16 protein-coding genes are annotated in these 20,610 nt (G+C 63.6%); 9 read left to right on the plus strand and 7 right to left on the minus strand.

The window, feature by feature from the left end; translation table 11 throughout:
- The first annotated feature begins 1 nt into the window (after position 1).
- The gene (locus GRI65_RS03350; protein WP_160755089.1) at positions 2-1,900 is read left to right on the plus strand and encodes an XrtA/PEP-CTERM system amidotransferase; all 1,899 of its coding nucleotides are present in this window, start codon (positions 2-4) and stop codon (positions 1,898-1,900) included.
- 214 nt (positions 1,901-2,114) lie between these two features.
- On the plus strand, positions 2,115-3,032 hold the full coding sequence (locus tag GRI65_RS03355) for a crotonase/enoyl-CoA hydratase family protein (RefSeq protein WP_160755090.1): 918 nt from the start codon (positions 2,115-2,117) through the stop codon (positions 3,030-3,032).
- A gap of 34 nt (positions 3,033-3,066) precedes the next feature.
- Here GRI65_RS03355 and GRI65_RS03360 read toward each other — a convergent pair whose 3' ends face one another.
- The 4 genes from GRI65_RS03360 to GRI65_RS03375 form a co-directional block, all read right to left on the minus strand.
- Positions 3,067-3,765, minus strand: coding sequence for a pirin family protein (locus tag GRI65_RS03360; protein WP_160755091.1), 699 nt, complete (start codon positions 3,763-3,765; stop codon positions 3,067-3,069).
- Between the two features lie 67 nt (positions 3,766-3,832).
- The gene (gene zapE, locus GRI65_RS03365) at positions 3,833-4,945 is read right to left on the minus strand and encodes a cell division protein ZapE (protein ID WP_160755092.1); all 1,113 of its coding nucleotides are present in this window, start codon (positions 4,943-4,945) and stop codon (positions 3,833-3,835) included.
- Between the two features lie 10 nt (positions 4,946-4,955).
- A complete protein-coding gene (locus GRI65_RS03370) occupies positions 4,956-5,378 on the minus strand; it encodes a PaaI family thioesterase (RefSeq protein ID WP_160755590.1) in 423 nt (140 codons plus the stop codon).
- 63 nt (positions 5,379-5,441) lie between these two features.
- Entirely contained in the window at positions 5,442-6,224 is a 783-nt protein-coding gene (locus GRI65_RS03375; RefSeq protein ID WP_160755093.1) for a succinate dehydrogenase iron-sulfur subunit, read from the minus strand.
- 188 nt (positions 6,225-6,412) lie between these two features.
- Between GRI65_RS03375 and GRI65_RS03380 the strand changes: the two genes are divergently transcribed.
- On the plus strand, positions 6,413-7,147 hold the full coding sequence (locus tag GRI65_RS03380) for an SDR family NAD(P)-dependent oxidoreductase (protein ID WP_160755094.1): 735 nt from the start codon (positions 6,413-6,415) through the stop codon (positions 7,145-7,147).
- Here the strand turns inward: GRI65_RS03380 and GRI65_RS03385 are convergent.
- Positions 7,144-8,148, minus strand: a complete 1,005-nt coding sequence (locus GRI65_RS03385; RefSeq protein ID WP_232843901.1) for a D-alanine--D-alanine ligase family protein — start codon at positions 8,146-8,148, stop codon at positions 7,144-7,146. The genes GRI65_RS03380 and GRI65_RS03385 overlap by 4 nt on opposite strands.
- Before the next feature lie 81 nt (positions 8,149-8,229).
- On the opposite strand from GRI65_RS03385, the gene GRI65_RS03390 reads away from it, so the two are divergent.
- Complete coding sequence (locus GRI65_RS03390; protein WP_160755095.1) at positions 8,230-9,753, plus strand: hypothetical protein; 1,524 nt, start codon at positions 8,230-8,232, stop codon at positions 9,751-9,753.
- Between the two features lie 26 nt (positions 9,754-9,779).
- On the opposite strand, the gene GRI65_RS03395 is transcribed toward GRI65_RS03390, so the two are convergent.
- Positions 9,780-10,673: a haloalkane dehalogenase gene (locus GRI65_RS03395; RefSeq protein WP_160755096.1), complete on the minus strand. Its 894-nt coding sequence runs from the start codon at positions 10,671-10,673 to the stop codon at positions 9,780-9,782.
- Between the two features lie 109 nt (positions 10,674-10,782).
- Between GRI65_RS03395 and GRI65_RS03400 the strand changes: the two genes are divergently transcribed.
- Positions 10,783-11,601: a TerC family protein gene (locus tag GRI65_RS03400; RefSeq protein ID WP_160755097.1), complete on the plus strand. Its 819-nt coding sequence runs from the start codon at positions 10,783-10,785 to the stop codon at positions 11,599-11,601.
- Positions 11,602-11,716: 115 nt separating this feature from the next.
- Here GRI65_RS03400 and GRI65_RS03405 read toward each other — a convergent pair whose 3' ends face one another.
- Positions 11,717-14,644: an Rne/Rng family ribonuclease gene (locus GRI65_RS03405; RefSeq protein ID WP_160755098.1), complete on the minus strand. Its 2,928-nt coding sequence runs from the start codon at positions 14,642-14,644 to the stop codon at positions 11,717-11,719.
- A 505-nt stretch (positions 14,645-15,149) separates the two neighbouring features.
- On the opposite strand from GRI65_RS03405, the gene GRI65_RS03410 reads away from it, so the two are divergent.
- The 4 genes from GRI65_RS03410 (at position 15,150) to GRI65_RS03425 (ending at position 20,610) form a co-directional block, all read left to right on the plus strand.
- On the plus strand, positions 15,150-16,019 hold the full coding sequence (locus GRI65_RS03410) for an N-acetylmuramoyl-L-alanine amidase family protein (protein ID WP_160755099.1): 870 nt from the start codon (positions 15,150-15,152) through the stop codon (positions 16,017-16,019).
- Between the two features lie 101 nt (positions 16,020-16,120).
- Positions 16,121-18,637: a penicillin-binding protein 1A gene (locus GRI65_RS03415; protein ID WP_160755100.1), complete on the plus strand. Its 2,517-nt coding sequence runs from the start codon at positions 16,121-16,123 to the stop codon at positions 18,635-18,637.
- Positions 18,638-18,727: 90 nt separating this feature from the next.
- Positions 18,728-19,855, plus strand: coding sequence for a peptide chain release factor 2 (gene prfB, locus GRI65_RS03420; RefSeq protein WP_160755101.1), 1,128 nt, complete (start codon positions 18,728-18,730; stop codon positions 19,853-19,855).
- A complete protein-coding gene (locus GRI65_RS03425) occupies positions 19,852-20,610 on the plus strand; it encodes a class I SAM-dependent methyltransferase (RefSeq protein WP_160755102.1) in 759 nt (252 codons plus the stop codon). The genes prfB and GRI65_RS03425 overlap by 4 nt, the downstream gene beginning before the upstream one ends.

Below are 20,610 nucleotides of genomic sequence, written 5' to 3' on the forward strand. Positions count from 1 at the left end.
CATGTGCGGAATCGCCGGTATTTTCCATTTCGAAACGCCCAAGCCGGTCGACCCCGTTCGGGTCGAGCGGATGTGCGATGCACTGGTCCACCGCGGTCCTGACGGGGCGGGGGTGTGGACCGCACCTGGCGTCGGCCTCGGCCACCGCCGATTGTCGATCATCGACCTCGAGGGATCGCCGCAACCGATGCATTCCGCCGACGGGCGCGCGGTCATCGTGTTCAACGGGGAAATCTACAATTTCGAGGAATTGCGGCGCGAGTTGTCCGCGATGGGCGCGCAGTTCAATACCCGGGGCGACACCGAAGTCATCCTCGCGGCGTGGCAGAAATGGGGTGTCAAATGCCTCGACCGCCTCCACGGCATGTTCGCCTTCGCGCTTTACGATTTGGACACTCGGGAGCTGTTTCTCGCGCGTGACCGATTGGGGGTGAAGCCGCTGTTCACCGCCCGACTGAGCGACGGGAGCGTGGCGTTCGCTTCCGAGATGAAGGGACTGCTCGCGCATCCGCTGCTGCGGCGCGAAGCCGATCCGCTGGCGGTGGAGGATTACCTCGCCTGGGGCTATGTCCCCGACCACCGCTCGTTCCTCAAGGGCGTTGAGAAGCTGCCCGCCGGACATTACCGGCTGCTGCGGCACGGCGTGCCGCCGCTGCCTCCGGTCCAATGGTGGGACATCAGCTTCGCAGAACGGCGCACAGGATCCTCGGCAGATTTGTCGGCGGAACTGCTGCACCATTTGCGCGCGGGCGTGACCTCGCGGATGATCGCGGACGTGCCGCTGGGCGCGTTCCTGTCCGGCGGGGTGGACAGTTCCAGCGTCGTCGCGTTAATGGCGGAGGCGAGCCGGGAGCCGGTGCGCACCTGCTCCATCGGGTTCGACGTCGCCGCGCTGGACGAGACCGCCTATGCGCAGCAGGTCGCGCAATTGTTCGGCACCGATCACCGCAGCCGCAGGGTCGATCCGGATGATTTCGGCGCCATCGACCGGATTGCGGGCATCTTCGACGAACCCTTCGCCGATGCGTCCGCCCTGCCGACGCTGCGGGTCTGCGAGTTGGCGCGGGAGAATGTCACCGTCGCGCTATCGGGGGACGGGGCGGACGAGGCGTTTGCGGGTTACCGCCGCCACATATTCCACGCGCGCGAAGAACAGGCGCGGGCTGTGCTGCCGGGATTCCTGCGCGGCCCGGTGTTCGGCGCACTCGGATCGGCCTGGCCCAAGGCCGATTGGGCGCCGCGTCCCTTGCGCGCAAAGTCCACGTTGTTGTCTCTCGCGGCCAGTGGTGAGGAAGGTTATGCGCGCGGCCTGTCGGTGATCCCGCCCGAACTGCGCCAGACACTGTTTTCGGACGCTTTTCTCAAGGTCCGCGGCGATTACCGCGCCGAAGACCCGCTGATCCGGATGATGCGGGATGCTCCGGCGCGGTCCGGCCTCGACCGGGCGCAATATGCGGACCTCAAATTCTGGTTGCCCGGCGATATCCTGACCAAGGTCGACCGGACCAGCATGGCCGTGGGGCTGGAGGCGCGGGAGCCGCTGCTCGACCACCGCCTGATCGAATTCGCCGCCCAGCTTCCGCACCGCGAACGGATTCGCGGCGGGCAGGGCAAATGGCTGCTCAAGCACACCATGGAGCGCCACCTGCCGCGAGAAATCCTCTACCGCCAGAAGCAGGGCTTCGTGACTCCGCTGGCGCAGTGGCTGCGCGGACCGCTGGCGGGGGAGGCCCGGGCAATCGGTTCGAGCGCTGCACTGGCGCGGACCGGATGGTTTGACACAAAGCGGCTTTCGACTCTGGCCGAGGAACACATTTCAGGCCGCAGCGATCATGCGCGATTATTGTGGCAATTGCTGATGCTGGACCGTGCGGTGGACAAACTTGGTTTATCTGCTTGACCCCCACGCCTGACCGACCGGCACGCTGTTTGCCCCGCCGCGCCGGTGGCCTGATCCGGGACAGCGGGCCGCCGGAACCGGTAAATTAATCGGTTGCCAACCAAGTATTCTGAAGCCTAGATTCCCCTCAATAATAAAAAAGGCCACATAAAACAGGGCAGAGGCGTCGCAGCGGAACGGTTAGGCACCGCGTTTGAGGGGGATCTGACAGCAAATGGATAGCAGCGCGAACTCGGTCATGAGCTTCGGCAACAGCGAGGAAAGCCTCGTTGCGGAAAGCTCCCTTCACGCCGGAATTCCCGACGAATTATTGTCGCTGGACGAACTCGACGTTCTTTATGACGGCGAATTCCAGACATTGTGGAGCTACATGCGGCCCGCCGGACGGCCGAGCTTCACCCCCACGATGCTGCGCGATTTCGAGAACTGGCAGAGGTTGATTTCGGCGGATTTCGGTCCCGGAAAAATCCCATTGCGCTATCTGGTGCTGGGCAGCCGCGCCCCGGGCGTGTTCTGCTTCGGCGGCGACCTGACACTGTTCCACCGGCTGATTGCGGAGCGCAACCGGACGGGCCTGGTGCATTACGGCCATCGTTGCTGCGAAATCCTCCACCGCAATATCCAGACGCTGGAAATCCCGATGCTGACCATCGGACTGGTTGAAGGGGCGGCGCTGGGCGGCGGTTTCGAGGCGCTGCTGTCGTTCGATTACATCATTGCCGAACGCGGCGCGACCTTCGGCCTGCCCGAAGTCATGTTCGGCCTGTTCCCCGGCATGGGTGCGCACGCACTGCTCAGCCGCAAGCTCGGCAGTGCGATGGCGGACCGGCTGATCATGTCGAACCAGACCTACAGCGCGCAGCAGATGTACGATCTCGGCATTGTCCACCAACTGGCCGAGAACGGACAGGGGCTGGACGCGACCCGCGAATTCATCAAGCGGTCCGACCGTCGGCATGGCGGGCTGGTCAATTCGCGCCGTGCAACCAAGGCGGTGTGGAAACTGGAATTGTCCGAACTCAACCGGATTACCGAGCTGTGGGCGGATGCCGCGCTGCAATTGCGCGAACAGGATTTGAAAGTGATGACCAGGCTGGCCGCCGCGCAGCAACGCCTCGCCGACGCCGCCTGACGGGTCCGGCCCGGCCATCACATTTCAGAAGGTTTCAGCGGGCGTCGACCATTACCAGCTCGGCATCGTCGAGCGCCTCGACGGTAATCTCCGTTTCCCCGGTGATCGCGATCCCGTCACGCGGCTGGGCCTCGACCCCGTTGACCTTGATCCGGCCCTTGGGTGCGACGAGATATTGATGGCGCGCAGGATCGGCGGAATAGGTCGCGCTGGCCCCGGCCGCGAGGGTTGCCGCAACCACCTTGGCATCGGCCCGGATCGGTAGGGCACCATCCTGTTCGGCGTTGCCGCTAGCGAGCACCTCCCAGTCCCCGGCGCGGGCCCCGCGAGGAAATTCGCGTTGACCCCACGATGGCGCACCGCCGGTCTGATCGGGAATGATCCAGATCTGGAACAGCGTGGTGGCCTCGTCCTCGACATTGTATTCCGCGTGGGTGATCCCGCTGCCGGCGCTCATCACCTGCACATCGCCCGCAGCCGTACGGCCCATGTTGCCGAGCGAATCCTTATGGGTGATGGCTCCGCTGCGTACGAACGTGACGATTTCCATGTCGCTGTGCGGGTGCGGTGGAAAGCCGCTTTGCGCGGCGATGGTGTCGTCATTCCAGACGCGGATCTGGCCCCAGTTGATCCGGTCCGGATCATGGTAGGAGGCGAAGCTGAAATGGTGCCGTGCGTCCAGCCAGCCGTGATTGGCGGCTCCGAGCGAAGCGAAAGGCCTGATATCGATCATGGTATTATCCTCTTCAGCGGGGTGTTGCCGCTGGAATGGATGTTATTTCGTGACCGCGCGCCGGATTTCAACCCTCGCTGCCGTGGCCCAGCGCCATGTATTCGGCGCTCTGCATCTCCATCAGGCGGCTGGCTGTGCGTTCGAATTCGAAGCTGCCGTCACCCGACTGGTACAGTTCCGGAGGCTCCGCCGCGGCTGAAGCGAACAGCTTGACCCGGTATTCGTAAAGCGCATCGATCAGGGTCACGAACCGGGCGGCCTCGTTGCGGTCTTCCGCGCCCATCACCGGAATGCCGACGATGATGACGGTGTGATAGCATTGGGCGATGGCGAGGTAATCGGCCGCCCCACGCGCTTCCTTGCACAGCCGTTTGAAGCTGAACACCGCCACGCCCTTGAGCGATTTTGGCACGTGGAGCGTACGCCCACCGCCAAGATCGAGCGCGCCCGAGGGGACGTTCTCGGCATCGTCGGGATTATAGTCGGTCAGGCGAAAGAACACTTCGCGGAGCTGCGCGGTCGCGGCGTCGTCAGCGGGCGTGTACCAGCTGTCGATCCCGCCGAGCCGCTCGAGCCGGTAATCGGTCGGGCCGTTCAGCGGCACGACGTCCAGTCGCTGCTGGATCAGAGCGATGAACGGCAGGAAATGTTCGCGGTTCAGCCCGTCCTTGTAGAGGTCCTGCGGAGGGCGGTTGGAGGTGGTGACGATGGTGATCCCGTGATCGACGATCAGCGCGCGAAACAGCCGGCTCATGATCATGGCGTCGGCGCTGTTGTTGACCACCATCTCGTCGAACGCGAGGCAGCGGATGCCCTCGGCGATCCGGGCGGCGACCGGAATGATCGGGTCGCCGGTTTCGTTCTGGCGTTCCTTGTGCAGCCGAACATGCACCTCGAGCATGAAAGCGTGGAAGTGCACGCGGCGCTTTTCCTCGATCGCCAGTGCTTCGTGGAACAGATCCATCAGCATCGATTTACCGCGCCCGACGCCGCCCCACAGGTAGACCCCGCGCGGCGGTTCGCGCTTGCCGAGCAGCTTCGAGAAAAACCCCTGACGCGACTGGGCGACGAGTTCCTCCCGCAGCCGCGCGAGTTTCCGGGCGGCTTCGCGCTGTTCGGGGTCGGGCCGCAATTCGCCCGCCGCGACCAGTTCATCATAGCGCGAGATAGTGTCGCTCACTTCCGTGATGTCACTTCTTCGGGGCTTTCCGGATGATGCCGGAAAACGAGGCGACCGTGTGGTCTTCCTGGACCACCATGCCGCGCAGGAACATCAAGCGGCCCGTTTCGCGGACGAGTTCGACCACCGAATCCAGCGGCCGGTGCACTTTGCCTGCGCCGATGAACTGCGTCGAAAGCTCAAGCGTCACCGCCATTTCGGCGTTTCCTTCGCCGAGGGTGCGCAAGGCGGCAAACAGCGAGATGTCGATCAGCGACAGCGTGACCGCGCCGTGGATCATTTCCTGCAGATTGGTGTGCTTGCGTTCCGGGATCATTCGCAGGCGGCATTGCTCGCCATTCGGACCGGTCTCGCGGCGAGTCCACATGCGGCCCATCACCGCACCATTGAAGCGCGTATTGTCGACCAGGTCCCAGGTGAACCAGCCGGGCATATCCGGGTCTTCGCGATAGACGAAGAACCCCGGGTTTTTGCTTACGTCACTTTCGGCCACGGATCAGATGTGCCGTTCGGCCATCATCTTCCTGGTTTCGGCAATCGCCTTGGCCGGACTCAGCCCCTTGGGGCAGACATTCGCGCAATTCATGATCGTGTGGCAGCGGTAGAGGCGGAAGGGGTCTTCCAGATCGTCCAGCCGCTCGCCGGTCATTTCATCGCGGCTGTCCGCCAGCCAGCGGTAGGCCTGCAGCAGGATCGCCGGGCCGAGGAACTTGTCCGAATTCCACCAATAGGATGGGCAGGCGGTCGAACAGCAGGCGCACAGGATGCACTCGTAAAGCCCGTCCAGCTTCTCGCGCTGCTCTGGCGTTTGCAGCCGTTCCTTGCCCGAAGGGGTGGTGCTGACCGTCTGCAGCCAAGGCCGGATCGAGGCGTATTGCGCGTAGAAATGGGTGAAGTCCGGCACCAGGTCCTTGATCACTTCCATGTGCGGCAGCGGGGTAATCCGGATTTCGCCCTTCAGATCGCTCATCGCGGTGGTGCAGGCGAGACCGTTCTTGCCGTTCAGGTTCATCGAGCACGATCCGCAGATACCTTCGCGGCAGCTGCGGCGGAAAGTCAGCGAGGGGTCGATCTCGTTCTTGATCTTGATCAGCGCGTCCAGCACCATTGGACCGCAATCGTCGAGGTCGATTTCGAACACGTCGTAACGCGGGTTCTCGCCGGTGTCGGGATCGTAGCGGTAGATCTTGAATTTCTGCACGTTTTTCGCACCATTCGCCGGATGCGAACGACCCTTTCCAGTAATCTTTGAATTCTTGGGAAGGGTAAAGGTGGCCATTTGGATGCTTTCTGTACTGCGTGCCCAGACGTGGTAGGGTCTATCTAGCGTCAATTGCGCCGAGGGCAAGTGCGCCGGACCGGGTTTGCGGGTTGAGTTTTGTCGAACCGGTGGTGCGGATCAAGCATCATCCATAACGCGGGCTCACCGGGGTGGACATACCCGTGCGATAAATGACAGGATGCCCGATGACCAGCCGAACCGACTACCCCAGATGTGCAGCGATCTTCGGCGCCAGCGGGGGCATCGGCGCGGCAATGTGCGAGGCGTTGGCGGCGCGCGGCGTAGAGCGGATTTACGCCGGATCACGAAGCGGCAACGGCCCCGCTGGCGCGGCGGTAACTCCGTTCGCCTTCGACCTGGCGGACGAACCCTCGATTGCCGCCGCGGCGGAGATGATGGCCAGCAGCCCGCCCGACCTGGTGATCGCCGCGACCGGTATTCTCACCTTACCCGATGGCACCGGACCGGAGCGGACGTACCGCAAGCTCGATCCCGCCGCGATGCAACAGGTCCTGCTGCTGAACACCATTGGCCCCGCGATGATCGCCAAGCACATGCTGCCGCTGTTTTCGCGGGACGAGCGCGCCGTGTTCGCCGCCCTGTCGGCCCGCGTCGGATCGATCGGGGACAACCGCATGGGCGGCTGGCATTCATACCGGGCGTCGAAAGCGGCGCTCAACATGCTGCTGAAGAACTTCGCCATCGAACTGGCACGGACGCACAAATTGGCGGTCGTGGCCGGCCTACATCCGGGGACCGTCGACACGGCGCTGTCGGAGCCTTTCCAGGGCAATGTTCCGGACCAGCAGCTGTTCACGCCGCAGCATTCGGCGGAACGCCTGCTCGGGGTGCTGGACGGTCTGGAGCCCAAAGATAGCGGCGGCGTGTTCGACTGGGCGGGTGCCCGGGTTCCGGATTAATCCATCAATCCCTGGCGGCGCAGGCTCTCGGCGAGGATGGTTTCGATCAGTTCCGACTGGGTCAGTCCGGCAAGTGCGGCGGCGCGGCCATAAACCTTCTGCGACCACAGGTTGCAATTGAGGTTGAGCTCCAGGAAGGTCACCTCACCGGTGGTTTCGTTCACGCGGAATTCGAAGCGGCCATAATCGAAGGGCCGGTATTCTCCCCACAGTTTGCGGGTGTACTCCTCGATTGTGGCGGACATTTCCGGCTGGACGAACGGATCGAGCGAGTATTTCTGGCTCCGGTCCACCAGGTCGCGCTTTTCCGCATAGGTGCGCAAGTGATCGGGGTCGGCCTGCCGGAAGATCAACATCGGCAGGATCACCGGATCGCCGATCGTGATCACCGGCACCTCGACATCGCTGCCGGTCAGGAACGGTTCCACGATCGCGTCGTGACGGTCCTCGTGGATATCCTCGATCGCCGCGCGGACACCGGACCAGTCGGCCGCGTCGTGGACCCCCCAACTGGCGGAGGACGCGTTCGGCTTGATCACGTAGCGCTCGGCGCGGGGGCATTTCGCTTCGTCCACCGGGGCGCCGCGACGGTATATCGCCCAGGGCGCAGTGGGCACCCCTGCATCCACGCAGGCGCGCTTCGCCAAGTGCTTGTCATCCGCCAGTCCGCGTAAAATCGGGCTCGCGCCGAGGAACGGGATGCCGTGGCGGGTGCACAGCAGCGGACCGAGCATTTCCGAATTGAAGAAACCCGCTCGGTTGAGCAGCGGAAAGACGAAATCCACGTCCGGCTTGTCGAACAGCACGTCGAAGCTGTTGGCCAACGTCAGGTTCAGCCCCAGATCTTCCAGGATCGACCGCGTCTCGTGATGATAGACCGCGTGATTACCGTCTTCGGGGTGCGGCGAGCCATCCCCCAGCGCGTGCTTCGCGATGAACATGATGCGCAGGTTGCGCTTCGCAGCATCGGTGATCTTCAGGGGCACGATTTTTTTCGACAATTCGGTAACCTCGGGTGACTTCGACGCGACATCTAAAAATGCTAGAAGTAAATTCAAAGTACAATTACGAGTTATTCACGCATGAAAGCAACGCCGTGGGACATTGACGCCGAACTTACGCCTTCGGCAAGGCTGGCCATCGAATTGTTGGCGAGCGGCGGTGACGGGCGAATCGTGCTCGATTCGAAAACTGCACTGAACCGCTACATGTCGGCGCCGTATCCACGCCGGGCTCTTGCGTTTGCTTCTTCCACCGCGAACGATATCCGTCCCGAGGCCTTTCGCCATGTCACCGCCATCGTCGAGCAGGGAGTTGGCGATTATGCGCGCCGCCTCGCGTCGCTAAACAAACGCATCCACCGAGCTTATGGGCTGGGCGCTGAATGCCGGATCGTGTTCGCACCGTCTGGTACCGACCTTGAATATGTCGCGCTGGCCGCGGTTCTGCACCGCCAGTCCGGCGGCATCCACAACGTGCTGCTCGGCGCGGATGAAGTGGGGCGGGGCTGCCTGCATTCGGCGAACGGCCGCTATTTTGCGGGCGAAACCGCGACCGGTTTCGCCGCGGAGGCAGGCAAGGTAGTCGAGGGACTTGAACAGGTCACCCTCGCGGATATCCCGGTGCGCTGCGCCGATGGGCGGGCGCGCACCGGCGGCGAAATCGTCGATGCGGTCCGAATGGAGATCGAGCGGGCCCGCACCGAAGGCAAGCACGCCCTGATCCATGTCGTGCACGGTTCGAAGACCGGACTGATCCTGCCGCAATCGAGTGATTTGGACCGGCTGGAAGCGGAGTTCGGCGATGCCTTCACGGTGGTGGTCGATGCGTGCCAAGCGCGCATTTCCAGCGCGGCGGTGCGGGACTATATCGCGCGCGGGGCAATGGTCTTCCTCACCGGTTCGAAGTTCATGGGCGGCCCGCCGTTCAGCGGATTTGCCCTGGTGCCAGCTGCCATGATGGAAGCCGCCGCGCCGCTGCCTGCCGGCTTTGCGACCATCTTCCGCCGGGCGGAGTGGCCCGCTCGCTGGCCCGGCACCAATATCCTGCCAGGGACCGACAATCCGGGGCTGGCCCTCCGGCTGGAAGCGTCGATTTTCGAACTCGAGCGGTTCCAGTCCCTGCGGCGCGAGGCGGTGGAGCGGGTGATCCTGCTGTTTCAGGAGGCGCTGGCGAACACCTTGCTGGTGCCCTTCGCCTTCAGCCTGGTGCCGCCCTATCCCGGCGAAGCGGAGGAGGAAGCGCTGCGGCACCCCCGCGAAATGCTCACGCTTGCCACGCTGGATATCAGTGCGATCCCGTGCGGCGAGACCTTTGCCGATGCGGAGGAATTGCACCGCGCGCTGGCTATGGCCGGTGTCCGTCTCGGGCAGCCGGTCAAGAGCGTGCGCAACCCCGGCGGCGAGTGGGCGGGAACCCTTCGGGTCGGCCTGTCGATGGGGCAGATCCACGATTATGCGAAGCTGCCGGAGGCTGAGCAGTATGATGCGCTCGCCGCCGACCTTGGACAGGTTGCCGCAGCCATCGAGCGCGCCGTTGCGCATTTTTCTGCCAGGAAGAGTGGCAGGCGATCAAAGCCCCGTCGCCCTGTCCGCCGTCAGGGATAGCCAAATCCTGCGCGGCGGGCTGCGGATCAAACCCCTGCAAGTCTGGCCGTATCGAGGATCGCCGCGACGAATCCTTCGGGATCGTCCTCCTGGATGAAATGCCCACCTTTCAGCGTGCGGTGGAGCGTGTGTTTCGCGCCGGGCACGCGTTCCCTGAACGGCGCGTCGCCGCCCTTGGTGATCGGATCGCCGTCGCTGAAGCAGCAGGTGAAGGGTTTCTCGAAGGTTTCGAGCACTTCCCACGCGGCCAACTGGTCGGGCACCGCGGGGTTCGTGCCGAACGGCACCAGCGCGGGAAACACCCGCGCGGCCGCCTTGCTGGCGCGGGAGGGGTAGGGCGCGTCGTAAGCGGCCACTTCGGCATCGCTCAATTCGGTCTTGGTCGCCTTCTGGATCAGCCCTCCGATCGGGAATACCGGGCTGACTTTGGCAAAGGTGCGCCATGCCGCGAACGCCTTCGGCGGGTCCTGCCCGGCGGGAAGGCCGCCGTTGGACAGCACCACGCCGGAAAATTTCTGCGGCATGGCGCCCACCAGTCTCAGCCCGATCAGCGAGCCCCAGTCCTGGCAGGCGAGGATGACGTTATCGAGCGCCAATGCCTCGAACCATTCCTGCATCCACGCGACATGGCCGGCGTAGGTGAAAACCGATTTGTCGGTCGGCTTGTCCGACTTGCCGAAACCGATCAGATCGGGCGCGATCACCCGGTACCCTGCATCGACCACGGGTCCGATCATCTTGCGGTAGAGATAGCTCCAGCTCGGCTCGCCGTGCATCATCAGCACCGGGGTCGCATCGCGTGGTCCCTCGTCGACATAATGGACCCGCAGGCCTTCGCGTAGCTCGTAATAGTGCGGCGCGAACGGATAACCGGGCAGGGCGGCGAAGCTGTCGTCGGGTGTGCGGAAAATCTCGGGCATGGCAAATCCTCTCGTCGGTGCGCATGATGCCGGTTCCCGCAAGACTTGGGAAGGGCGCCGCGCATTCTGGCGCTTGTTCTTTGGTTTAGTGTTCGGCAATAGGCGCGGCATGGATATTCTTGCCCTTCTCAGTGACCCGGCCGCGTGGCTGGCGCTCCTGACGCTGATCGCCCTCGAAGTCGTTCTCGGCATCGACAACCTCATCTTCATTGCGATCCTGTCGAACAAGCTTCCGGAGCACCAGCGTTCGAAAGCGCGGCGGATCGGACTGGCGCTCGCGCTAGTGATGCGGATCGGCCTGCTGATGCTGATCGGCTGGATCGTGACGTTGCAGACGCCGCTGTTCGATCTTGGCCTGCAGGGTACGCCCAACGAATATGGCGATGCGACTTTCGAGACAGCCTTCTCCGGGCGTGACCTGATCCTGCTGGCCGGCGGCTTCTTCCTGTTGTGGAAAGCGACCAAGGAAATCCATCATTCGATGGAACCGGAAGACCCATCGGGCGATCTGCTCGACAAGACGCCGGGTATCGCCGCTGCCGCGACGGCCAGTTTTGGCGCGGTCATCGCGCAGATAATCGCCATCGACATCGTGTTTTCGGTCGATTCGATCCTGACTGCCGTCGGCATGACGGATCATGTGCCGATCATGGTCGCGGCGGTGATCATCACCGTTGGCATAATGATGGTGGCGGCCGATCCGCTGGCAAACTTCGTCGAGAAGAACCCGACACTGGTCATGCTGGCGCTGGCGTTCCTGGTGATGATCGGCCTAGTGCTGATCGCCGACGGCTTCGGTTTCCATGTACCCAAGGGCTACATCTACGCGGCAATGGGCTTCTCGGTCGGGGTGGAGGCGCTGAACATCGTGCAGCGTAACCGCCGCATGCGGCTCAAGGCCGCCGCTGCCACTTCGTCTGCCGAGTAGGTCTCACGGGGCTGGGCACCTTCGGCTGTCCCGCCGCTAACCGCTGCTGACCCCAGCATGAAAAAGGCCCCCTGTCCGGTTGGACAGGGGGCCTTTTTCTCGGATGGGTCGGAGCTTACCCGAAGGTGCGCTGCCACCAGCCGCTCTTGCGCGGGCCGGAGGATTCGCTTTCTTCTGCAGGGGCCGGTTCAGCGGATTTCGCTGCTGTCTTGGGCGCTGCCGTCTTCGGAACGGTTGCCTGCTCGGGCTTCACCGCTGGCTTGGCACGCGACCTTGGCGCTGCCTTGGCCTTTGGTTTGACCTCTGCCGGAGCTTCCGTTTCGCCTTCGGTAGCGGCAACGTCCGCCTTCTTCGCCCGCGGACGCCGCTTTGGCTTTTCGGCAGGAGCATCGCCAGCGGCTGGTGCTTCTGTAGCCGGTGCGTCCGCAGCCGGTTCCGAAGGCGCCTCCTCCGCTACCTTCTTGGCTCGCGAACGGCGGGCCGGCTTGGGCTTGTCCTCTGTGACGGTTGCATCCGCTTCCGCTTCGGGAGCGCCCTCGGGTGCCTTCTTCGCACGCGAGCGGCGTTTCGGCTTGGGCTTTTCGTCCGCAGCCGCTTCCGCAGTTTCCGGTGTTCCTTCGGGGCCCGCTACGACCGCAATATCGTCCTGCATCTGCTCGGAGACATCCGCGAGGTTTTCAGCACCCTCGGTGGAACCGTTCTCGGCGCCGTTTTCGCCTTCACCTTCGCCGCGGCCACGACCGCGCCGACGACGGCCACCACGGCGGCGACGCTTCTTGGGCTTTTCCTCGCCGTCATCATCCGAAGCGGAGCGCGGTTGGCCCTGCTGCGGTCGATCGTCGGAATCCGCGTCGTCATTGTCGCTGCGGCCGGCGTTCTGGTTGTCACCCTGGTCCTGGCCCTGGTTCTCACCGCCTGCGCGCTTGCGGCCCCGGCCGCCACGGCGGCGGCGGCGCGGACGGCCGTCGCCATCTTCGTCGCTGCCATCACTGTCGCTGTCGTTGTCCGCCTGAGGACGGCCCCGGCCTCGATCACCGCGGTCATTACGGCCGCGATCGCCGCGTCCGCGATCATCGCTGTCGTCTTCGTCAGCGTAATCGTCTTCCGGAATTTCTTCCTCGTCATCCTCTTCGATCACGATCGGTTCGAATTTCGGCGCTTCGGTCGGGCGGGGCCCGGAACTGGCGACGCTCATCTTGGCGCCTTCGTCCTCGCCTTCCGGCATGACTTCGACGGTGACCCCGTAACGGTGCTCGATCTCGCTCAGATCGGCACGTTTCGCGTTGAGCATATAGATCGCCGCCTCGGTGCTGGCGGACAGGGTGATTATCGTACCGCGGCCCTTGGCGGCTTCGTCCTCGATCAGGCGCAGGGCTGACAGTCCGGCGCTGGAAGCGGTGCGGACCAGGCCGGTGCCGTCGCAATGCGGGCAATCGCGGGTGGTGGCTTCGAGCACGCCGGTGCGCAGGCGCTGGCGGCTCATTTCCATCAGGCCGAAGCTGGATATCCGGCCAACCTGGATGCGCGCACGGTCGTTCTTGAGCGCGTCCTTCATGGCGCGTTCGACCTTACGGACGTTCTGGTTGTACTCCATGTCGATGAAATCGATCACCACCAGGCCGGCCATGTCGCGCAGGCGCAGCTGGCGGGCAATTTCGCGGGCTGCCTCGAGATTGGTAGCTGTCGCGGTAGCCTCGATCCCGTGTTCCTTGGTCGAACGGCCCGAGTTGATGTCGATCGACACCAGCGCTTCGGTCGGGTTGATAACCAGGTAACCGCCCGATTTGAGCTGGACCACCGGATCGTACATCGCCCTGAGCTGGTCTTCCGCGCCGTAGCGCTGGAACAGCGGCACGGGGTCCGAATAGGCTTTTACCCGGCGCGCGTGGCTGGGCATCAGCAGCTTCATGAATTCCTTGGCGGCCTTGTAGCCTTGCTCGCCTTCGACCACGACTTCTTCGATTTCGCGGTTGTAGATGTCGCGGATCGCCCGCTTGATCAGGTCGCTGTCCGAATGGATCAGGGCCGGCGCGCTGGAGCCGAGCGTGCGTTCGCGGATTTCATCCCAGACGCGCGCGAGATAATCGAAGTCGCGTTTGATTTCGGGCTTGGTGCGCGAAAGTCCGGCGGTCCGCACGATCAGGCCCATGTTCTTGGGCAGGGTGAGATCGGAAACGATTTCCTTCAGGCGCTTGCGGTCGCCGGAGCTGGAAATCTTGCGGCTGATCCCGCCGCCGTGGCTGCTGTTGGGCATCAGCACGGTGTAACGGCCAGCGAGGCTGAGATAGGTGGTCAGGGCGGCGCCCTTGTTCCCGCGCTCTTCCTTGACGACCTGGACCAGCAGCACCTGGCGGCGCTGGATTACGTCCTGGATCTTGTAGCGGCGGCGAAGTGCCATCCGCTTGGCGCGGGCTTCGTCGACTGCTTTCGCGCGGCTCGGCTTGCCGTTGCCGCCCTGTCGGCGACCCTTCTGGCCCCGCGCACGACCACGGCCGCGTCCGCCGCGGCGGTTGCTGTCGTCTTCGCTTTCTTCCTCGCTGTCGTCGTCTTCGTCGCTGTCTTCATCGTCGCCATCCATCTGGCCTTCTTCGATGGTAGCGACGGAATCCTTCTCCGACGTGTCGATTTCCTCGAGACCGTCTTCGGCAAGGTCTTCGATCAGGGATTCGGAGGATTCGTCCTCGGCGTCGTATTCGTCACCGGGCAGGTTGCCCTCGTCCTCGTCCGCTGCACGCAGGGCCGCTTCTTCCTCGGCGGCTTCGGCTTCTTCAGCCAGCAGCGCCTCGCGGTCTTCCTTCGGGATCTGGTAATAATCCGGATGGATTTCGCTGAACGCCAGGAAGCCGTGACGGTTGCCGCCGAAGTCGACGAAAGCCGCCTGCAGCGATGGTTCGACCCGGGTTACCTTGGCGAGGTAGATGTTGCCTTTGATCTGCTTGTGTTCAGCGGATTCAAAATCGAATTCTTCAATTCGGTTGCCCTTGAGGACCGCCACCCGGGTTTCTTCCGAGTGGCGCGCATCGATTAGCATGCGCGTTGCCATTGATATTTCTCCAGACGCGTCCGGGCGGGGCGTGATCGAGGATCATCCTAGCCAGAGGGATACGCGTTATTGTGTGAATACCGCTGGCCCCGACGGGACGAGCGGCGATTTGTAACCGGCCCGGGCGAAACTTCGCCGCGGTCCGGGGTGATGTGTCTGCAAATGTGGGAATGCGCATGTGTTGCGCTGCCTGACTGGCCCAAGCCCCGACGCAGCGCTGTGGCTGTTCGCTGGGAATTGGGGGGAGGCTTCTCATCTATGCATCAACCTGTGGAGGCATTGGACAATTGGCCCGCTGCCGTTTCCGGGTGCCCCTTCGCCCCATATTGTGCCTGTGGCACAGTCGCGAGCTTGGATGAGCAAATATCCGGTAAGACGCAGCTAGCACCGCGTCATACGATGAGCAACCATATTGCGCGGCTTATCTTTCGGGTTGCGCTATCGTACGCCCCGGCGCCCCAATCAGTTGCCAAGTAACACAGCTCCATCGTAACAGCGCAGCGCAATGGCACGTCGCACACAGATATGGCTGATCTTCCTCGCGCCGGTTTTGCTGGTTGGCGGACTTTATGCCGCGGGCCGTATCATCCCCTCCGCGCAGCCGATCCCGGACTACGTGTTGCGGATCGCGCTGCCGGAGGCGGGCAAGCCGGTCGACCTGCCGCAGGTTTACGGACCGAATGACACCAGCCGCCCGTTGCTGGTGATCGATCCTGGCCATGGCGGCAAGGATCCCGGGGCCAGTAACGGTGGATACCGCGAGAAGGACCTGGTGCTCGCGCTGGCGACGGCGCTGCGTGACCGGCTTGTGCAGCAAGGCGGAATCCGCGTCGCCCTGACCCGGAGCGACGACAAGTTCCTGGTATTGGAAGAACGCTTCGAGATTGCCCGCCGGTTGGATGCGGACCTGTTCCTGTCGATTCACGCCGATTCAACCGCGGAAGGAAGCGCAGCCAGCGGGGCCAGCATCTATACGCTGTCAAGCGAGGCATCGAGCGAGGCCTCGGCGCGCTTTGCCGCCCGGGAAAACAGCGCCGACATGGTCAACGGGGTGGTGCTGGGCGGACAGAGCGACGATGTGAACGCGATCCTGGTGGAACTGTCCCAGCGCCGGGTGCAGCAGGATTCCTCCGAATTCGCGGGGCTGATCGTGCGCGAAGGGGCTGGGGTCCTGACCTTCCACCCCCAGCCGCGCCGGTCTGCCGCTTTGGTGGTGCTGCGCGCACCGGATGTTCCCTCGATCCTTTACGAAGCAGGCTACATCAACAATCCGATGGACGCCGAAAGGCTTGCTTCCGCGGAAGGCCGCAGCCGTTTTGCCGATACGATGGCGCGGGCGGTGAGGGTGTATTTCGCCAGACAAGCGGGCAACTGAAAATCATTCCTTCAAAAGTTCCAGACGTAAGCGCACCGGTGATTTGGCTGCAATCGTTCTGGCTTCCGACAGAATCTCCGTGCTAAAGGCTTCGACCGATCATGGCCCAGCAATCAACTTCCGAATATTTCCGCTACAGGATCCGCCGCGACACCAGCGGCGCCGCTGCGTGGTTCGCCGCTAAATGGCGGGAGCGCCGGCTGTTCCGCTGGGCGGTGATCGCGGGCGGTGCAATGCTGGCGCTGCTCATCCTGGCGTGGGCGCTGCTCGCGCGCGGCCTGCCCGACGCGAACACCTTGCTGGATTACGAGCCGCCGCTGCCCACCGTGGTCCGCGGGATCGATGGCGGAATTGTCCATTCCTACGCGCGTGAACGCCGGGTGCAGCTCCAATATCCTGATTTCCCCGTGCAACTGGTCGAGGCGTACCTGGCGGCGGAGGACAAGACCTTCTTCAGCCATGGCGGTATCGATGCGGGCGGCCTTGCCGGCGCGGTGGTCGATTATGTCACCAAGCTCGGTTCCGATGAACGCGCGGTGGGTGGGTCCACCATCACCCAGCAGGTCGCCAAGAACATCCTGCTGACCAACGAATATTCGGTCACCCGCAAGCTGAAGGAAATGCTGCTGGCCCGCCGGATCGAGGGGGTGTTGACGAAACAGCAGATCCTCGAGCTGTACCTTAACGAGATACCGCTCGGCCGCCGCAGCTTCGGCGTGCAGGCGGCGTCGCGGGCCTATTTCGACAAGGATGTCGGCGACTTGGAATTGCACGAGGCAGCCTTCCTCGCGATCCTGCCCAAGGCGCCGGAAACCTACAGCCGCGAGAAGAATTCCGGCGTGGCGATGGCACGGCGCAATTTCGTGCTCGACCAGATGGTGGAAAACGACTTCGTCACCGCGGCGGAAGCTTCGGCAGCAAAGAGCAAACCTCTCGGCCTGGTCACGCCCAAGGACGACACCAGATCGGTTGATGCAGGCTATTTCCTCGAGGAAGTGCGCCGCCAGCTGATCGAGGAATTCGGCGAAACCGCGGAAACATCCAAGAACAGTGTCTATGGCGGCGGGCTGTGGGTGCGGACGTCGCTCGATCCGGAATTGCAAGTCGCCGCGCGCGATGCTTTGCGCTCGGGCATGCTCGCCTTTCACGGCAACCGCGGCTGGACCGGGCCGCTGGCGACGCTGAAGGAAGAAGACGGCAGCCTCACCCAGCAGCTTGCCAGTTCCTACCTCGGCATCAATTACAAGAACTGGCGCGTCGGCGTAGTGACCGAGCGCGACGGTTCGAGGGGCACAATCGGCTTTGCGGACGGTACGACTGCGCCGCTATCCGGGATGCCCAACGCGCTGAAGCCCGGCGACGTGATCGCGGCATCGCCCAGCGGCAGCACCTACAACGTTCGGACCGTTCCGGAAGTGTCGGGCGGTTTCGTGGCACAGGACCCGCAGACCGGCCGCGTGCTGGCGATGCAGGGCGGGTTCGACAGCCGCCTCGGTTCCTTCAACCGCGCCACGCAGGCGGAACGCCAACCGGGTTCCACGATCAAGCCGTTCGTCTATGCGACCGGGCTCGACAACGGCATGACTCCGGCGACCGAAATTCCCGACCAGACCTATTGTTTCTACCAGGGCGCGAACCTTGGCGAGAAATGCTTCCGTAATTTCGGCGGCGGCGGCGGCGGGGTCCACACGATGCGCTGGGGGCTGGAACAGTCGCGCAACCTGATGACGGTCCACATTGCGATGGATGCCGGGATGCCCAACGTGATCAAGACGTTCGAACGCGTGGGCATCGGCAGCTATGCCGCGTATCCTGCCTTCGCACTGGGCGCGGGGGACACCACCGTTATCAAGATGGTCAACGCCTATTCCGCGCTCGCCAACCAGGGTCGCCAGCAACCGCCCAGCGTGATCGATTACGTGCAGGACCGGCGCGGGAAAGTCATCTGGCGCGCCGACAAGCGCAAGTGCACCGGCTGCAACATGCCCGAATGGAACGGCAAGGGAATGCCGCGACTTGGTCCGGCCGGCAAGCAGGTCATGGACCCGCGCACCGCGTTCCAGACGGTGCATATGCTGCAGGGCGTCGTGACCCGCGGAACCGCTACCCGGCTGCGCGATCTCGACCTGCCGGTGTTCGGTAAGACCGGCACCACCACCGGCCCGACCAACGCCTGGTTCGTGGGCGGAACGCCGGAATTCGTCGCCGGGACATATCTCGGTTTTGACAAGCCGCGCAACATGGGCGGTTATGTCCAGGGCGGGAACACCGCTGCGCCGATCTTCAAGAACTTCGTGCTCGCGACCAAGGACCGGTGGAGCAGCGATCCGTTTCCGGCGCCCAAGGGCATCCGGATGGTGCGGATCGACCGCGTATCCGGCAAGCGCGTATTTGCGGGCGGGGAAAGCGACGACCCCAAGGCCGCGGTGATCTGGGAAGCCTTCAAGCCCGACACCGAGCCTCCGCGCCGGACCCGTCAGGACGAGGTCGAGAACCGCCGCAAGGAAATCCTCGCGCTCATCCGCCGCGGCAGCAGGGCGGCCGACGAATCCCGCCGCCAGTCCGCGCAACCTGCGGAAGCGAGCAATTTTGCCGAAGAGCAGGGCGGGCTGTACTAGCCTCCCCCGACCCGCGACACTATTTGCTATCCTTTACAATCAGGACATGTCCGCTAAGCGGGCGGGCCATATCCAACGGAGAATTTGACCATGCGTGCCGAAGGGCAGGCCCATATCGAACGGATCGAAGCGGCGCTGGCGCTGGTGCGCCAGTCGCTCGACTGGGAACGGGCGCTGCGGCGGCTGGACGAACTCAACGCGCGGGTGGAAGACCCGACGCTGTGGGATAATCCCAAGGACGCCGAAGCCGTGATGCGCGAACGCCGCCGGCTCGAAGCCGCGATCGGGACCGTGCGCGAGATTTCCTCCGAGATGGCCGACGCGGTCGAATTCGTCGAAATGGGCGAAGCGGAAGGCGATGACGATATCGCCGCCGAGGGGATGGCCAGCCTCAAGAAGCTCGCCGAGCGCGCCGACGCCGACAAGGTGCAGGCGCTGCTGGCGGGTGAGGCTGACGGTAACGACACCTATATCGAAATTCACGCAGGCGCTGGCGGCACCGAGAGCCAGGACTGGGCCGAAATGCTGCAGCGGATGTATAGCCGCTGGGCCGACCGCCGCGGCTACAAGGTCGAAATCGTCGACTATCACGGCGGCGACCAGGCAGGCATCAAGTCCGTCACGCTGTTGGTCAAGGGCGAGAACGCCTATGGTTATGCCAAGACCGAAAGCGGCGTCCACCGGTTGGTCCGCATCAGCCCGTACGACAGCGCGGCCAAGCGCCATACCAGTTTCAGTTCGGTCTGGGTTTACCCGGTGATCGACGATGACATCGACATCGAGATCAACGAGAGCGACCTCAAGATCGACACCTACCGCGCCAGCGGCGCGGGCGGACAGCACGTCAACACCACCGACTCCGCCGTACGCATAACCCACCAGCCAAGCGGCATCGTGGTTGCCAGCCAGAACGACCGCAGCCAGCACAAGAACCGTGCGACCGCGATGAACATGCTGAAAGCGCGCCTGTTCGAGAAAGAAATGGCGGAGCGCGAAGCGGTTGCCTCGGGGGAATATCAGGACAAGACCGAGATCGGCTGGGGCCACCAGATCCGCAGCTACGTCCTGCAACCCTATCAGATGGTCAAGGACCTGCGCACCGGCGTAACATCCCCAAGCCCGGATACGGTGCTGGACGGCGGCATTGACGAATTCATCTCCGCCGCCCTGGCGCAGCGGGTTACAGGCGATAAGGTCGAGGTGGAGGACGTGGAATGATAGCCTGGACAAGCAGCCTGCATGGCGCTGTCTGGGCGCTGGCTTTACTCGGCACATCCGCATGCCAGCCCGCCGAAAACCGGTCCGACCGTCCCGAAACTTCGCTCGAGTTCCCGCAAGCGGACCGGCCCGTGTCGGATCTGGGCGCGAACCAGTTCTCGACCGAAACCGCGCGCGACGCGGCGGGTGAGGCGCAGAAGGTCATGGATTTGGCCGAGATCAAGCCGGGCATGACGGTCGCCGATATCGGTGCGGGCGAGGGGTATTACACCGTCCGCCTGGCCGACCGGGTTGGCGAATCCGGCCGCGTGCTGGCGCAGGATATCGACCGCGAGGCGCTGGAGCGACTGGCCCGCCGGGTCGAACGGCAGCGGTTCGACAATGTCTCGATCAAACCGGGCGAAAGTGACGATCCGCGCTTGCCGGAAGATAGCTTCGACCGCATATTTCTCGTCCACATGTATCACGAAGTTCGCGAGCCTTACGCGTTCCTCTGGCGGCTATGGCCGGCTTTGCGCGAAGGCGGACAAGTGATAGTAGTGGATGTTGACCGGCCGACCGACCAGCACGGGATCGACCCGTTGTTGTTGTCGTGCGAATTCCGGCAGGTCGGCTTTGAACTGGTCGCTTTCAGGGATGCCCCCGAACTCGCGGGGTACTATGCACAGTTCAAGGCAGCGGCTACGAGACCGGAACCGAGTGAAATCAAGCCGTGCCAGGGGTCGCCTAGCGGGGCAGGAAATGCGGGCAATTGA

The sequence above is a fragment of the Allopontixanthobacter sediminis genome (genome assembly GCF_009828115.1).
In the GTDB taxonomy this organism is placed as follows: domain Bacteria; phylum Pseudomonadota; class Alphaproteobacteria; order Sphingomonadales; family Sphingomonadaceae; genus Allopontixanthobacter; species Allopontixanthobacter sediminis.